Genomic DNA, 16,210 nt, shown 5'->3' with positions numbered 1-16,210 from the left:
GCCGGCCGGACCCTGCACAGCGCTCCGCCGGGGTCCTGCACAGCGGTCCGTGGCACTTCCTCTCCTCCCACCTCGTTACCATGCCTGGACGCACACTCGGACAGGAGCCGGCGAGCGGAACAACCCCGCAGCCGGTCGCCGTACGACCGGCGGCCGAAGATCCGGTACCGAAGACCACCACCGACGACGAGGGACGGACGAGCGCGTGGCCCAGGCGGCAGACTTCCAGGGGATGAGTTCCTCACCTGGCCGCCGGTGGTTGCGGCGCACCGGCGCAGTGCTTGCCGGAGCGCCTCTGCTGGCCGGCTTCCTCCACCTGCCCTCCGCCGGGTCGGCGGCAGCGGCCCCCACGGCCACACCGGCGGCCGCGGAGGCCGCTCAGGATGCCTCCGGGCCCGTGTCCGTCTCCCTGGACAAGGTGACACCGGGCGTCGTCACCGAGGACGACACGCTGACCGTCTCCGGCACCGTCACCAACACGGGTAAGCAGGCCGTCACCGAAGCCCGGGTCGACCTTCGGCTGGGCGAGGCGCTGCAGACCCGCTCATCGATCGAGGAAGTCTCCCGGCGCACCGCGTTCCAGAACGGCGTGGAGGGCCAGGCGGTCGGCGGCGATCACACCGCCGAGTTCGCCAGGCTCGAGCCGAAGGTGTCGCAGCCCTTCACCATCACCGTCCCGGCCGACGAGCTGGGCCTGGGAGGTGCCGGGGTGTACCAGTTCGGTGCCTCGGTCTCGGGCCGCACCGCCGACCAGCCGTGGGCGGAGCAGGTGCTCGGCATTCAGCGGACCGTGCTGCCCTGGCAGCCGGAGAAGGGGACCAGCACCCGTACGACCTTCCTCTGGCCGCTGATCTCCTCCGTGCAGATGACCGCGGAGACCGACGAGCAGCAGGCCCCGGTGTTCCTGAACGACTCACTGTCCCGCGAGATCGCGCCTGGTGGCCGCCTGGACCGCATGGTCTCGCTGGGTGACCGGCTCGACATCACCTGGGTGGTCGACCCGGACCTGCTCGCCGCCGTGGACGCCATGGCGGACGGCTCCTACCAGGTGAAGACCGAGGACGGCCGGACGGTGGCCGGCACGCAGCAGCACGAGACCCAGGCCAACCGCTGGCTGGCCAAGCTCTCCTCCGCGGTCGAGGACCAGGAAGTCGTCGCGCTGCCCTACGGCGACCCTGACCTGGCCTCCGTCGCGCACAACGGCCGGAATGTCAGCGGCACGCTGAACCACCTCAAGGAAGCCACCGGTGTGGCCGCCGAGACCGTGCGGACCATCCTCCATGTGGAGCCCAGCACGGAGTACGCCTGGCCGGTCGAGGGCGCACTGGACCCCGCCATCAAGAACGTGGCCACCTCCGCCGGCGCCGACAAGGTGATCGCACGCAGCGACAGCCTCAAGGACGACCTCTCCTACACCCCCTCGGCCGCCCGTCCCATCGGTGGCGGTACCACCGCGGTGGTGGCCGACGCATGGTTGTCGACCGCCTTCGAGGGCGACCTGACCCGGGCGGAGAACGCCACCCTGGCCGTGCAGAAGTTCCTCGCCCAGAGCGTCGCGATCACCCAGCAGACCAACAAGGACCGCAGCATCGTCGTCGCCCCGCAGCGGATGCCGTCCGCGAGCCAGGCACAGGCGATGGCTGAGGCCCTGACCGCCCTCCGGGAAGGGTCCTGGTCGACCCCGCAGACACTTGCGGAGGCCGTGGAGGACGATCCGGATCCCCGGGCCTCCACCACCGTGCCGCCGCAGTCGGCCTACCCGTCGGCGCTGCGGAAGAAGCAGCTCCCCCGGGAGGCCTTCGAGCAGATCGCCGAGACACAGGCCAAGCTCGACAGCTTCAAGGTGATCCTCAGCAACGAGGACCGGGTCGTCACGCCGTTCGGCCGGGCAATGAACCGCGCCATGTCCGTCTCCTGGCGGGGGCATGCCGGGGCGGCGGGCGACTACCGCGCCGATGTGAAGGCATACCTCGACGACCTCGCCGACCAGGTGTCGCTGATCGACAAGTCGGAGACCAAGCTCTCCGGGCACAGCGCCACCATCCCGGTGACGGTGCAGAACAACCTGGTGCAGGGCGTCGAGGGTCTGGTCCTCCGGCTGACCTCCACCAACCCCTCCCGTCTGGAGATCGACGGGCAGAAGTACGACGAGCAGCCGATCTCTGTGTCCGGTGGGCACAGCCACTCGGTGAAGTTCACCACCTCGGCCAACGCCAACGGCCCGGTCACGGTGGTCGCCCAGCTCTACACGGAGGACGGGCACGCCTACGGCCGCTCGGTGGCCTTCGACGTCCGCGCCACCGAGGTGACCGCCACGGTGATGTTGGTCATCGGAGGCGGCGTACTGATCCTGGTGCTGGCAGGCTTCCGTATGTACACCCAGCGCAAGCGTGCCGCGGCGCGCGACGAGGGCGATGCGGAGGCAGCCGCGGGTGACGAGGCCGGGGACGGGGCCGGGGACGGCCCGGACGCCCCCGAGCAGGCGAGTGACCCGCGCCCGGACACCTCGGCCGAAAGCGCCGACCCGTCCGCCACGGGTGAGAAAGTGGACCGTTGAGCGATGTCGTGGCCGGTCGGCCCGGGAAACCATGAGGTGGGGTAACCATGAACGCGCCGTACGACGGTGACCGCGGCCGGTCCGCGGGCGGCTCGGGCCACCCCGGCATGCCGCCGACCGAGCACGGGCAGGTGCCGCCGCAGCCGCCCACGGACATGTACCACCAGGACGCCTACGACCAGGACCCCTATCCAGGGCCGGACCATCGAGGGCCGGGCCATCGGGAGCAGGATCTCTCGCAGGAGCCGGTCGGTGAGGCGTTCTACGACGGCGCCATGCATCCGCCCGCCGCACCGGGCCCGCAGGACCCCTACGGCCACACCCGGCCGCAGGAGCCTCCGCGAGGTCCGGACCCGCGGGTCTGGGCTCCGGCGCCCGGCCAGGGCCCGGGCGGGCCGGTGGACGGTCGCACCACCCCGTACGTCGGCATCGACGAACTGGTGACCGGTGCCGCCTCGGCGGACCGGAGCCCGGACGCCTTCGCCAACCTCTATCGCGACCAGCAGCCGAACGGCCCCCGGCCTCCGGCCGACCCGGCCGCGGGCCCTGCCCTGCCCCCGGTGGGCGTCCCCGGCCCCGCACAGGCTCCGGTGGTGCCTGGAGTGCCCCCCGGCCCGGCCGGGCCGCCTCAGGCCTTTCCGCAGCCGCCCGGCACACCGGCCGCGGGCCCGGAGCCCGCTCCGACGGCCAAGAAGGGCGGCCGTGCGTCCAACGTCCTGAAGTCGAGTGCCATGATGGCCGCCGGCACCTTGGTGTCGCGCCTCACCGGATTCGTCCGCTCGATGCTGATCGTCGCCGCGCTGGGCACGGCCACGCTCGGTGACGCCTTCCAGGTCGCCTACCAGCTGCCGACGATGATCTACATCCTCACCGTGGGCGGTGGCCTGAACTCCGTCTTCGTGCCGCAGCTGGTGCGTGCCATGAAGCAGGACGAGGACGGCGGCGAGGCGTACGCCAACCGCCTGCTCACCCTGGTGATGGTGGCCCTGGCCGCCCTCACCGCGCTCGCCATGCTGGGCGCGCCGCTGCTCGTCCGCGCCCTCTCCAGCTCCATCGCGGACGAGCCCGCCGCCAACGACGTCGCCGTCACCTTCACCTTGTACTTCCTGCCCACGATCTTCTTCATGGGCATCCACGTGGTGATGGGGCAGATTCTCAACGCGAGGAACCGGTTCGGCGCGATGATGTGGACCCCGGTCCTCAACAACATCGTCATCATCGTCACCCTGGGCATGTTCCTCTGGGTCTACGGCACGGCCGCCGACTCGAAGATGCAGGTGCAGTCCATCCCGCCGGAGGGCGTCCGCCTGCTCGGCATCGGGGTACTGCTCGGCCTGGTCGTCCAGGCGCTGGCGATGATCCCCTACCTGCGGGAGAGCGGGTTCAAGCTGCGGCTCCGCTTCGACTGGCGGGGCCACGGCATGGGCAAGGCCGCCAAGCTGGCCAAGTGGACCATCCTCTTCGTCCTCGCCAACCAGCTGGGTGCCGTCGTGGTCTCGCAGCTGGCCACCGCGGCCCTGCTGGACGGCGAGAGCATCCCCGGTACCGGCTTCAGCGCCTATGCCAACGCCCAGCTGATCTGGGGCCTGCCCCAGGCCATCATCACGGTGTCGCTGATGGCCGCGCTGCTGCCGCGCCTGGCCCGGTCCGCGGCCGAGGACGATGCCGGTGCCGTCCGTGACGACATCTCGCAGGGCCTGCGCACCACCGCCGTGGCGATCGTGCCGATCGCTTTCGGCTTCCTCGCTCTCGGCGTCCCGATGTGCAACCTGATGTTCGGCGGCTCCGGCACGTCCGCGGCGACGAACATGGGCTACATGCTGATGGCCTTCGGTCTGGGCCTGATCCCCTACTCGGTCCAGTACGTCGTGCTCCGCGCCTTCTACGCCTACGAGGACACCCGGACGCCCTTCTACAACACCGTGATCGTCGCGGCGGGCAACGCCGGCGCGTCGTTCCTCTGCTTCCTGCTGCTCCCCGCCCGGTGGGCCGTGGTGGGCATGGCCGCCTCCTACGGCCTCGCCTACGGCATCGGTGTGGGCGTCGCATGGCGCCGCCTGCGGAAGAAGCTCGGCGGCGACCTGGACGGCTCCCGCGTCCTGCGGACGTATGCCAGGCTCTGCATCGCGTCGGTCCCGGCCGCCGCACTCAGCGGGGCGGTCTCCTACGGCATCGGCCGCACCCTCGGATGGACAATCCTCGGATCGCTGAGTGCGCTCGTGCTGGGTGGCATCGTTCTCCTCGGGGTCTTCTTCCTGGCCGCGCGGCGGATGAGGGTGGAGGAGCTCAATTCTCTGGTCGGCATGGTCCGGGGACGCCTCGGGCGCTGAGTCCGGGGTAGGCGCACAACCATCGGCCGCCACCGCTTGTCGTGCGGAGTGACGGACTGTGGGCACAATGGGTTTCGGCGTGGTGAGCACGCGACGGATGGGGAGGCAGGGACGACGGTGGCGGAACGAAGCACAGCTGCCGTCGACGTGGCAGGCAACAGCGGCGACGAGTCGTTGACCGCCGAGGCGGACCAGTCCACGGCCGACGGGGTGGCCCAGAAGCGGCGACCGGGCACGGAGCACGACCAGGCGCAGGGCGACCTCGTGGTGGCGGACTCCGTCCCCGCCCAGGCGCTGGAACTGCACAGTGGCCACAAGCTGGCCAGGCGGTACCGCCTGGAGGAATGCGTCACCCGTCTGGACGGGTTCAGCAGCTGGCGCGCGATGGACGAGATGCTCCGTCGCGCCGTCGGTGTCCACATCCTTCCCGCCAACCATCCGCGCGCCCGATCGGTCCTCTCCGCGGCCCGCTCCGCGGCTCTCCTCGGCGACCCCCGGTTCGTCCAGGTCCTCGACGCCGTGGAGGACGAGGACCTGGTCTACGTCGTCCACGAATGGCTCCCCGACGCCAGCGAACTCACGGCCCTGCTGGCGTCAGGGCCGCTGGAGGCGCACGACGCCTACCAGATGGTCCTCCAGGTCTCCCAGGCCATGGCCGCCGCCCACCGCGAGGGCCTGGCGCATCTCTGCCTCACACCCGGCACCGTTCTCCGCACGTCCACCGGACAGTGGCGCATCCGCGGCCTCGCCGTGAGCGCCGCGCTGCGCGGCGTCCGCTCCGACACCCCGCAGCGCGCCGACACCGAGGCCGTCGGCGCCCTTCTCTATGCCGGTCTGACCCAGCGGTGGCCCTACGAGACCGACGCCCACGGCCTCTCCGGCCTGCCCAAGGACCTCGGTCTGATCCCCCCGGACCAGGTCCGTGCGGGCGTCCACCTGGGGCTCTCCGAACTCGCCATGCGGGCCCTCGCCAACGACGGTGCCACCGCCTCCCGCCACGAGGCCGCCTGCACCACGCCGGAGGAGCTCTCCAAGGCCGTCATCGAGATGCCCCGCGTCCGGCGGCCCGAGCCCTCCTTCACGCCGCCCTCCGAGTACCCGCGTCCCCCGTACGCGCGGACCTCGTACACGGCCGCGGGTCCCGTACCGCCGCCCGTTCCGGCGCCTCCCGCCCCGCTGGAGACCCGGACGGGCAAGGCACTCAAGTGGGCGGTCTCCGCCCTTCTGATCGCCGCCCTCGGCCTGGGAAGCTGGCAGCTCGCGGACGTCCTGATGCACAACGGCGGCGAACCGCTCGACACGGTGCCACAGACGCAGCCGAAGGACGACAAGCCCCAGCAGCCCGAGCCGATAGCCATCAAGAACGCCACCGACTTCGACCCCTTCGGTGACAGCACGGAGAAGCCGTCGGACATAAGCAAGGTCTACGACGGCAAGTCCGACACCTACTGGCAGACGGACTACTACCGAGGCTATGCCGAGTTCGGAAACCTGAAGCCGGGCGTCGGCGTCATCCTCGACCTGGGGAAGACCCAGACGGTCGGCAAGGTGACCGTCACCTTCAAGGGGGAGACCTCGGTCGAGCTCCGTGCCGCGGACGTCAGCGCCGGCTCCCAGCCCACCTCCTTCGACGACTACGCCAAGGTGGCCAAGGGCTCCGGCACCTCGGTGACCCTCACCCCGGACAAGGAAGTCGAGTCCCGCTACCTCCTCGTCTGGCTGACAAAGCTCCCACCGGAAAGCTCCGGCACCTTCCGCGGCCGGGTGGTGGACGTCAAGGTGAGCAGCTGACGCACCGACGACGGGTCGCCGCCCCACGCACGGCACGGGCCGCGGCCCACTCGGGGGAGTGGACCCCAGGGGGAGGGCCGGATGGCAGACACCGCCAGGTACGAGGGCACGGACGACCGGGAACTGATCGCTCTCCGTCTGCGGGGTGATCCCGAGGCATTCGGTGAACTGGTCCGCCGCCATCGAGACCGTCTGTGGGCGGTGGCCCTCCGCACCCTCGGCGACCGGGAAGAGGCTGCGGACGCCGTCCAGGATGCCCTGGTCTCCGCTTATCGCAGCGCCCATACCTTCCGCGGCCACTCGGCCGTGACCACGTGGCTCCACCGCATCACGGTGAACGCCTGCCTGGACCGCGCACGCAAGGCCGCGACCCGTAGGACATCGCCGGTGGACGACCCGGAGCGCCTGGAACAACTGCTGGAGCCGCACGAAGCGGCCTCCGCGCCCGCGGAACGCAACGACCTCCACCGAGAACTCGTCCGCGCGCTCGCCACCCTTCCACCGGACCAGCGGTCCGCACTGGTGCTGGTGGACATGCAGGGCTATCCGGTCGCGGAGGCCGCCGGAATCCTCGACGTACCGGTCGGCACGGTGAAGAGCCGCTGTGCCCGGGGCCGAGCCCGACTTCTTCCTCTGCTGGCCCATCTGAGGACGCCACCCACGGAGCACGGCGCACATCCTCCAGGTCCTCCTTATGAAGGGCGGAACCGTCCGCACCGCGCATCCGTCCCACCTAGCGCACCGGACAGGCCCACCCTTGGACCCACTGATTCTGCGACCGCGAAGGGCGGAGGTGATCGAGCGTGACCTCCACGAAAGACACGGCCGGGCACCCGGACGTCACGGAGATCTCCGACCTGGTGGAAGGTGTCCTCGCACCCGACCGCACGGCATCGGTGAGCGGACACCTCGAGGACTGCGTTCTCTGTACCGACGTCCAAGCAGCGCTGGAGGAGATCCGGGGCGCACTCGGCACCCTGCCCGGACCGGTACGGATGCCCGCCGATGTCGCCGGCCGGATCGACGCGGCCCTGGCCGCCGAGGTTCTGCTGAGCACAGCGGGTGCCAGGGCGGAGACCGGCTCGGGTGACGGTGACGCCGAGATGGGCAGCATCACGGGTCACGGAAACACCGCCCCCGAGGCCACCACTTCGGCAGCACATGTTTCACGTGAAACAGCACGTCCCACCGACCGTCGGCCGAACGGTCCCGGCGGGACGCATCCCCCGGTCCGCCCCACTTCCTCAAGCCCCGGCCGAGCCGTCGGACGGCCGCGCACCCGGCGCCGTCGTTCGCTGGCGATCGGCGCAGTATTCGCCACTGCGGCCGCCGGTATCGCTCTGCTGCTGATGCAGCCCTTCCAGGAAGACCCTGCCCCACCGACGGCATCGACCTTTTCCGGGCGCCCTCTCGAGCAGGAGGTGACCGGACTTCTCGCCGAAGCCGACGAGTCCGGAGAGTCGTCCTCACCGCAGCCCAGGGTCTTGGGCCGACCGGACGTCGATGTCCCCGCCTGTGTCCGGGAAGGCATCGACAGCCCGGAGGAGGCTCTCGCCGCCCAGAAGGGAACCTTCCAGGGAAAGACCGCCTACTTGGTGGTTCTCCCTGACCCCAAGAGCGATGCCCGAGTGCTCGCCTACGTGGTGGATGCCTCCTGCATCACCGACTCCTCCTCGGGCAGCAAGGCCGAGGCAGACGTACTTCTGCGGCAGTCGTACGCCCGCACCGCCGGCTGAACGATGAGCCCGCCACGTCGGGGTATCCGGTAGGCGTTGCCCTTCAGGATGCCCGCGCACCGAGACACTCGCGTGCCCCCGCACGGAGGGGAATGCCCGGCCTCTAGGATCCGTTGGGGTGATGTGAGAGCGCCGAATCAGGCTCACCGCATCAGACTTGCCCGCCAGTAGACGTATTCCAGAGACGAGGAATCCCGCCGTGAGCGACGTCCGTAACGTGATCATCATCGGCTCAGGGCCCGCCGGCTACACGGCGGCGCTCTACACCGCGCGCGCGTCGCTGAAGCCGCTGGTGTTCGAGGGCGCCGTCACCGCCGGTGGCGCGCTGATGAACACCACCGAGGTGGAGAACTTCCCCGGCTTCCAGACCGGCATCATGGGCCCGGAGCTCATGGACAACATGCGGGCCCAGGCCGAGCGCTTCGGTGCTGAGCTGATCCCGGACGACATCGTCTCGGCCGACCTGACGGGTGAGATCAAGACCGTCACGGACACCGCCGGAACCGTCCACCGCGCCAAGGCCGTCATCGTCGCCACCGGCTCCCAGCACCGCAAGCTGGGTCTGCCGAACGAGGACGCCCTCTCCGGTCGGGGCGTCTCCTGGTGCGCCACCTGTGACGGCTTCTTCTTCCGGGAGCACGACATCGCCGTGATCGGCGGTGGCGACACCGCGATGGAAGAGGCCACCTTCCTTTCGCGCTTCGCCAAGTCGGTCACCATCGTCCACCGCAGGGACACCCTGCGGGCCTCCAAGGCGATGCAGGAGCGAGCCTTCGCCGATCCGAAGATCCGCTTCATCTGGGACAGCGAGGTCGCCGAGGTCCAGGGCGAGGCCAAGCTCTCGGGCCTGAAGCTGCGCAACGTGAAGACGGGCGAACTGTCGGACCTGGCGGTCAGCGGCCTGTTCATCGCGATCGGACACGACCCGCGCACCGAGCTCTTCAAGGGCCAGCTGGAGCTCGACGGCGAGGGTTACCTCAAGGTGGCGGCCCCCTCCACCCGCACCAACGTCACCGGTGTCTTTGCCGCCGGCGATGTGGTCGACCACACCTACCGCCAGGCGATCACCGCGGCCGGCACCGGCTGTTCCGCCGCCCTGGACGCCGAGCGCTACCTGGCCTCCCTCTCCGACTCCGAGCAGCAGGCGGAGCCGGAGAAGACGTCCGCCTGATTCCACTCCCCCCACCGATCCGTAGTTAGGAGCCCTCTGTGGCCGGCAGCCTGAAGAACGTCACCGATGAGACCTTTGAGGAAGAGGTCCTCAAGAGCGACAAGCCCGTCCTCGTGGACTTCTGGGCCGCCTGGTGCGGCCCGTGCCGCCAGATCGCTCCCTCGCTGGAGGCGATCGCTGCGGAGCACGCCGACAAGATCGAGGTCGTGAAGCTCAACATCGACGAGAACCCGGCGACCGCCGCCAAGTACGGCGTGATGTCGATCCCGACGCTGAACGTCTACCAGGGCGGTGAGGTTGCCAAGACCATCGTGGGCGCCAAGCCGAAGTCGATGATCGTGCGGGACCTTGAGGAGTTCATCTCCGAGTAACCGTCTTCGCCCACGGACGCGATGTTTCACGTGAAACCAGGTTTCACGTGAAACATCGCGGGAGGCGGCAAGAAGGAGAGGGCCGATCCCCGTTTGCGGGGTCGGCCCTCTCGTTCGTCTCCCGGCCTCCGGTGCCTCAGAGAGGACGGAGTGCCGGTTCCTTCTGCACGGCCCCCAGAAGTCGGTCCAGGGCCATCTCGACGTCCTCCTTCCAGGAGAGCGTCGATCGCAGTTCCAGGCGAAGCCGCGGATAGGTCGGGTGGGAACGGACCGTCTTGAAGCCGACCGCCAGCAGATGATCCGCGGGGAGCACGCAGGCGGGCTCCTTCCAGCGGGCGTCTCCGAACGCCTCGACCGCCTTGAATCCCCGCCGCAGCAAATCCTTGGCGACCGTCTGCACCAGTACCCGGCCCAACCCTTGCCCCTGGTATTCAGGGAGGATGAACGCGGTGATCAACTGGACCGCGTCCGGAGAGACAGGACTGGTGGGAAACGCCGTCGCGCGAGGCACGTAGGCGGGCGGCGCGTAGAGGACGTAGCCCGCTGGAACGTCGTCCACGTAGACCAGGCGACCGCACGATCCCCAGTCGAGCAGTACGGCGGAAATCCAGGATTCCTTCTCGACCTCGGCCTTGCCTTCCTTGAGAGCCGTCTCCCCACTGAAGGGATCGAGCTCCCAGAAGACACATCCTCGGCATCGCTGGGGAAGGTCCTGGAGATTGTCCAGCGTGAGCGGAACAAGCCGACGCCCCATGAACGTGCTTCCTCGCTTCCTGTGGTCTCACCTTCCACCATGAGGCTTCGTGACCCTGGTGACAAAGCAAAGCGCGGGTCGTGTCCGGATCTCGCCTGACACGACCCGCGCCCGCGGGGCACGTACGCCTACTGCGCTTCTCCCGCTCGCCTACTCGTCGACCTGGACGCCTTGCTCGGTGTCCGTCGACAGGTCCTTCAGCACCGGAGTCTCGTCGGGTGCCAGAGTCGTCAGGATCCGCTCGAGATCCTCCACGGAGGCGAACTCGACCGTGATCTTCCCCTTGGTCTTGCCCAGATCCACCTTGACCCGCGTCTCGAAGCGGTCGGACAGACGGGTGGCCAGCTCGGAGAGTGCAGGGGACACCTTGGAGCCGGCGCGGGGTCCCTTGGCTCGGGCAGGCTTCTCCGGGCTCGTCCCCATCAAGGTGACGATCTCCTCGACCGCTCGGACCGAGAGGCCTTCGGCCACGATCCGCTTCGCCAGCCGGTCCTGCTCCTCAGCGTCCTCGATCGAGATCAGCGCTCGCGCGTGACCGGCCGAGAGCACTCCGGCTGCCACGCGTCGCTGGACGGCGGGGGAGAGCTTGAGCAGACGCAGCGTGTTGGAGACCTGCGGCCGGGAACGACCGATCCTGTCGGCCAGCTGGTCGTGCGTGCACTTGAAGTCCTGCAGCAGCTGGTCGTAGGCGGCCGCCTCCTCCAACGGGTTCAGCTGGGCCCGGTGCAGGTTCTCCAGCAGAGCGTCGAGAAGAAGCTTCTCGTCATCGGTGGCCCGGACGATCGCAGGGATCGCCTCCAGGCCGGCCTCGCGGCTGGCACGCCAACGACGCTCGCCCATGATGAGCTCGTAGCGCCCCGGACCGATCTGCCGGACCACCACGGGCTGCAGCAGGCCGACCTCCTTGATGGAGGTGACCAACTCCGCCAGGGCGTCCTCGTCGAACACCTCCCGCGGCTGACGCGGGTTGGGGGTGATGGAGTCCAGGGGCAGTTCGGCGAAATGCGCTCCCACCGGAGATGCCGGCAGATCGCTGTCTCCGGCCGGTGCCGCGTCCTCGACACCACGCGGCACCGCCGGAAGGGACGCCAGCTTGGCCGCCGGCACACCACGCTCTCCCACGGACCCGGGGATACCGGGGGGTGCCTGCGTGGCCGTGCCCGCAGGAGCCGCCGCAGCCGCCGGACCGCCGACCGGCCTGTCCCCCGTCGGCGCTGCGGGGATCAGTGCGCCAAGCCCGCGGCCCAGCCCTCTGCGTCGTTCACTCACTGGATCCCCTCCACCATGCTCTGTCCACTCATCATCTGCCCCTCCGCCACCTGGCCGCCCTGCGGTTGCCCACTGGGCAGCTGGCCCATCACAGCGCCCGTGTGCGCCTGCGAGCCGTCATAGCTGATGCCCACACCCCGGAGAGCGATCTCCCGGGCGGCCTCCAGGTACGACAGGGCACCACTGGAACCTGGATCGTAGGTCAGCACCGTCTGTCCGTAACTCGGGGCCTCCGAGATGCGCACGGACCGCGGGATGCTCGTCCGCAGCACCTCGTTGCCGAAGTGGCTACGGACTTCTTCGGCAACTTGGGAAGCCAGCCGGGTGCGGCCGTCGTACATGGTGAGCAGGATGGTCGAGACATGCAGATGCGGGTTCAGGTGGCCCCGGATCAGCTCGACGTTCCTCAGCAGCTGACCCAGGCCCTCCAGCGCGTAGTACTCGCACTGGATGGGGATCAGCACCTCGGCGCCCGCCACCATCGCGTTGACGGTCAGCAGACCCAACGACGGAGGACAGTCGATGAGGACGTAGTCCAGCGGCTGCTCGTACGCCTGGAGGGCCCGCTGCAGGCGGCTCTCGCGGGCGACCAAGGAGACCAGCTCGATTTCGGCACCCGCAAGGTCGATCGTGGCGGGCGCACAGAAAAGCCCCTCGACGTCCGGTACGGGCTGCACCACCTCGGAGAGCGGACGGCTGTCCACCAGGACGTCGTAGATCGAGGGAACCTCGGCGTGGTGGTCGATCCCCAGCGCAGTGGAGGCGTTGCCCTGCGGGTCAAGGTCGACGACCAGGACCCGATTGCCGTGCAGAGCCAAGGACGCGGCGACGTTGACCGTGGTGGTGGTCTTGCCGACGCCGCCCTTCTGGTTGGCGACCACGATGATCCGGGTCTGCTCCGGACGGGGCAGACCTTCCCCGGCGGCACGCCCCATGGCGTCCACCGCCTGCTGACTGGCATGGCCCATGGGGGTGTCGTCCATGGGGGGCAGTGTTTCACGTGAAACATCGTCCCCCTGCGACTCGGTGCGGGGACCGGGGACCGGATCGGTCATCGGTCCCGCGATGTTGGCGTCGGACCGCAAGGATTCACTCTCCTCGACTTCAGGCTCTCTATGTACAGAGCGTCCCATGCCTTCGGGGGTGCGAACCAGTGAGGCCGGTTGTTCTGTGGAGAAATCCACCTCTGTGGACAACTTGTCACCCCTGGCGAGCGAACCGCTCGACGGCTTTCGCAGGGGAGCGGCAGGCTTTCGGTCGCGCGGTTCGGCGGCGGCGTGGCTGCGGCCGATAGCACCTTGCAGCAGTGAGCGACGTTTCACGTGAAACAACGATGCCGAGGTGACGGCGCGAGAGGTCTACGACACTCCGGGCGACGGGCACGTGAGGCTAGGGGTGGACCGTGCTGGAGTACCCGCGGGAGTAGCCGTGCCCCGTGGCCGGAGGCGGACGAGGTCCGTCCTATCGGAACACGGGGCACGGTACGGGGCACGCGGCACGGACGCCGGAAGCCGGAAGCGGGAAACAGGAAGCAGGAAGCAGGAAGCAGGACGCGGGTGGGAGCAGGCTGCGGGCGGGCGACAAGCGTCAGCGGCGCCGGCGCGACGGCCGGGCGGGGCGGGCCGCCTTGGCCCGCTTGGCGGCGAACCGTACTCCCCCGGGGCTTTCACCGACCTTCACCTGGACGACCGTCGACAGCGGGTCCACCACTCCCTCTCCGACCTGGAGAACGTCCGTCTCCACCGCCCCCAGCTTGCTCAGGGCCGAGGCGGCGGCCTTCAGCTCTTCCTCCGCCGTGTCGCCCTTGAGGGCCAGCATCTCCCCGTAGGGACGCAGCAGGGGGATGCCCCAGGTGGCCAGACGGTCCAGCGGCGCCACCGCCCGCGCGGTGACCACATGGACCGGTGGCAGCTTCCCGAGGACCTCCTCGGCACGGCCACGGACCACCGTGACGTGGTCCAGACCGAGCAGCTCCACCACCTCGGTGAGGAAGTTCGTGCGCCGCAACAGAGGCTCCAGCAGCGTGATCTTCAGGTCGCCACGGACCAGGGCCAGCGGGATGCCCGGAAGCCCCGCACCGGAACCGACGTCGCACACGGTCACGCCCTCGGGCACGACCTCGGAGAGCACCGCGCAGTTCAGCAGGTGCCGCTCCCAGAGCCGGGGCACCTCACGTGGACCGATGAGCCCACGCTGCACACCGGCGTCCGCCAGCAGCTCGGCGTACCGCACCGCATCGTCGAAGCGATCGCCGAACACTTCACGCGCCTGCTCGGGCGCAGGGGGAAGCTCTGCTGCCTCCGTCACGGGGGACCGTCCTTCCGTACCGCAAAAAGCGCGCTGTGCGCTGACCACCAGAACTACCAGGCTGACAAAGTACGGCCCCGTCTGCTCAACAGACGGGGCCGGTGGAACGTACGCGAGCCGATCAGGCAGGCAGCACGACGACGAAGCGCTGCGGTTCCTCGCCCTCGGACTCGCTGCTCAGACCAGCGGCCTTGACCGCGTCGTGCACGACCTTGCGCTCGAACGGGGACATCGGCCGGAGCCGGACCGGCTCTCCGGTGCTCCGCGCCTCGGCCGCGGCCTTGGCGCCGATCTCGGACAGCTCCGCCCGCTTGCGGGCCCGGAAGCCGGCGACGTCCAGCATCAGACGGCTGCGGTCACCGGTCTCCCGGTGCACGGCCAGGCGCGTGAGCTCCTGGAGCGCTTCGAGCACCTCGCCGTCACGGCCGACCAGCTTCTGCAGGTCGCGGCCGGCGGTGTCGCTGATGATCGACACGGACGCCCGGTCCGCCTCGACGTCCATGTCGATGTCGCCGTCGAGGTCGGCGATGTCCAGCAGACCTTCCAGGTAGTCGGCCGCGATCTCACCCTCCTGCTCGAGGCGGGTCAGGGCGTCCGCACCGTCGGCGGCGGAGGAGACGGTTCCTTCCGTCACGGGATGGGCTCCTTCTTACTTCTTGGACGAGGACTTGGAGCGCTGCTGCGGACCCTTGCGGCCCGACTGGGCACGGCTGCGGCCACCGTTGCCGGGGCCTCCGGCCTTGGTGGCGCCACCCTGGGGCTTACCGCCTTGCGGCTTGCCGGCCTGCGGCTCGCCGTTCTCCTCCGCGGATTCCGCGTCCGACTTCACGGCGCCCTGGCGCTGGGACTTGGTCTGCCGCTTGGGCTGCTGGCGCTTGGCGGCACCGGCGTGCCCGGAGTCGCCGTCCTGCGACTGGTCGGCGGCGAGCTTCTCGCTCTTCACCACGGTGCCGTCGGGCTGGGCGGCGAGGCCCATCTTGTTCAGACCGTTGATGAACTTCCGCTCGGCCGGGTTGCGGTCGCGGCCCTTGGCGACGATGGCCTTGACGATGGCGCGACGGCCACGGCCGGAGACGGCGCCCTTGTGCTCGACCTTCTTGGAGAGACGCTCGAGGTAGGAGGCCTGCGCCTTGGAACCCGGGGTCGGGTTGTTGTGGATGACGTACATCTGCTGGCCCATGGTCCACACGTTGGTGGTCAGCCAGTAGACGAGGACACCGACCGGGAAGTTGATACCGAAGACGGCGAAGATGATCGGGAAGACGTACATCAGCATCTTCTGCTGCTGCATGAACGGCGTCTTCACCGTGGTGTCAACGTTCTTCGTCATCAGCTGGCGCTGGGTGAAGAACTGCGACAGCGACATCAGGACGATCATGATGACCGTCACGACGCGGACGTCGGTGACGTTGGCGCTCAGCTGCTGAATGGCCTCGGCGCTGTCGGTGAACTTGCTCGCCAGCGGCGCGCCGAAGATGTGCGCCTCTCGGGCGCTGTCCACCAGGTCCTGGTTGAGGACGCCGATGGTCTTGCCCTGAGCGATGGAGTTCAGGACGTGGTACAGCGCGAAGAAGAAGGGCGACTGCGCCAGGATGGGAAGGCACGAGGAGAGCGGGTTGGTGCCCGACTCCTTGTACAGCTTCATCATCTCTTCGGACTGGCGCTGCTTGTCGTTCTTGTAGCGCTCCTGGATCTTCTTCATCTCGGGCTGCAGCGTCTGCATCGCCCGGGTCGCCTTGATCTGCTTCACGAAGAGCGGGATCAGGCAGATGCGGATCAGGATCACCAGGGACACGATCGACAGACCCCAGGCCCATCCACTGGACTCACCGAAGACGGCGCCGTACAGGGAGTGGAACTGGACGATGATCCAGGAGACGGGTGTGGTGATAAAGCTGAAGAAGCTGGCAATCGTGTCCACTAA

At 69.1% G+C, this 16,210-nt stretch carries 13 protein-coding genes; 7 read left to right on the top strand and 6 right to left on the bottom strand.

Translation table 11 applies throughout. From position 1 onward, the window contains the following. Positions 1–205 precede the first annotated feature (205 nt). The 7 genes from GBN72_RS22210 (at position 206) to trxA (ending at position 9,956) form a co-directional block, all read left to right on the top strand. Positions 206–2,557 carry a DUF6049 family protein gene (locus tag GBN72_RS22210; RefSeq protein WP_151773624.1) on the top strand — a complete coding sequence of 784 codons (2,352 nt, stop codon included), beginning with the start codon at positions 206–208 and terminating at the stop codon, positions 2,555–2,557. 47 nt (positions 2,558–2,604) lie between these two features. After that, the gene (gene murJ / locus GBN72_RS22205) at positions 2,605–4,887 is read left to right on the top strand and encodes a murein biosynthesis integral membrane protein MurJ (RefSeq protein ID WP_151773623.1); all 2,283 of its coding nucleotides are present in this window, start codon (positions 2,605–2,607) and stop codon (positions 4,885–4,887) included. A gap of 117 nt (positions 4,888–5,004) precedes the next feature. Continuing rightward, positions 5,005–6,678 (top strand): protein kinase family protein, encoded by a 1,674-nt coding sequence (locus GBN72_RS22200; protein WP_151773622.1) that lies wholly within the window; start codon positions 5,005–5,007, stop codon positions 6,676–6,678. Positions 6,679–6,759: 81 nt separating this feature from the next. Continuing rightward, complete coding sequence (gene sigM / locus GBN72_RS22195; protein WP_151773621.1) at positions 6,760–7,485, top strand: RNA polymerase sigma factor SigM; 726 nt, start codon at positions 6,760–6,762, stop codon at positions 7,483–7,485. After that, positions 7,482–8,414 (top strand): anti-sigma factor family protein, encoded by a 933-nt coding sequence (locus tag GBN72_RS22190; RefSeq protein WP_151773620.1) that lies wholly within the window; start codon positions 7,482–7,484, stop codon positions 8,412–8,414. Before sigM ends, GBN72_RS22190 begins: the two co-directional genes overlap by 4 nt. A gap of 199 nt (positions 8,415–8,613) precedes the next feature. Next, positions 8,614–9,585, top strand: coding sequence for a thioredoxin-disulfide reductase (trxB, locus tag GBN72_RS22185; protein ID WP_151773619.1), 972 nt, complete (start codon positions 8,614–8,616; stop codon positions 9,583–9,585). A gap of 38 nt (positions 9,586–9,623) precedes the next feature. Beyond that, positions 9,624–9,956 (top strand): thioredoxin, encoded by a 333-nt coding sequence (trxA, locus tag GBN72_RS22180; protein ID WP_151773618.1) that lies wholly within the window; start codon positions 9,624–9,626, stop codon positions 9,954–9,956. Between the two features lie 136 nt (positions 9,957–10,092). On the opposite strand, the gene GBN72_RS22175 is transcribed toward trxA, so the two are convergent. The 6 genes from GBN72_RS22175 to yidC form a co-directional block, all read right to left on the bottom strand. After that, positions 10,093–10,710, bottom strand: a complete 618-nt coding sequence (locus GBN72_RS22175; RefSeq protein WP_151773617.1) for a GNAT family N-acetyltransferase — start codon at positions 10,708–10,710, stop codon at positions 10,093–10,095. A 150-nt stretch (positions 10,711–10,860) separates the two neighbouring features. Continuing rightward, positions 10,861–11,979 (bottom strand): ParB/RepB/Spo0J family partition protein, encoded by a 1,119-nt coding sequence (locus tag GBN72_RS22170; protein WP_151773616.1) that lies wholly within the window; start codon positions 11,977–11,979, stop codon positions 10,861–10,863. After that, positions 11,976–13,112, bottom strand: coding sequence for a ParA family protein (locus GBN72_RS22165; protein ID WP_246212791.1), 1,137 nt, complete (start codon positions 13,110–13,112; stop codon positions 11,976–11,978). Before GBN72_RS22165 ends, GBN72_RS22170 begins: the two co-directional genes overlap by 4 nt. A gap of 454 nt (positions 13,113–13,566) precedes the next feature. Further along, positions 13,567–14,286 (bottom strand): 16S rRNA (guanine(527)-N(7))-methyltransferase RsmG, encoded by a 720-nt coding sequence (rsmG, locus tag GBN72_RS22160; RefSeq protein WP_151773615.1) that lies wholly within the window; start codon positions 14,284–14,286, stop codon positions 13,567–13,569. Positions 14,287–14,407: 121 nt separating this feature from the next. Next, positions 14,408–14,920: a Jag family protein gene (locus tag GBN72_RS22155; RefSeq protein WP_151773614.1), complete on the bottom strand. Its 513-nt coding sequence runs from the start codon at positions 14,918–14,920 to the stop codon at positions 14,408–14,410. A gap of 15 nt (positions 14,921–14,935) precedes the next feature. Continuing rightward, positions 14,936–16,207 (bottom strand): membrane protein insertase YidC, encoded by a 1,272-nt coding sequence (gene yidC / locus GBN72_RS22150; RefSeq protein ID WP_151773613.1) that lies wholly within the window; start codon positions 16,205–16,207, stop codon positions 14,936–14,938. Positions 16,208–16,210: the final 3 nt, after the last annotated feature.

The organism is Streptomyces abyssomicinicus (assembly GCF_008974245.1).
GTDB lineage: Bacteria > Actinomycetota > Actinomycetes > Streptomycetales > Streptomycetaceae > Streptomyces > Streptomyces abyssomicinicus.
Note: the sequence above shows the minus strand (reverse complement) of the source record. Positions and strands in the feature narration are given on the sequence as shown.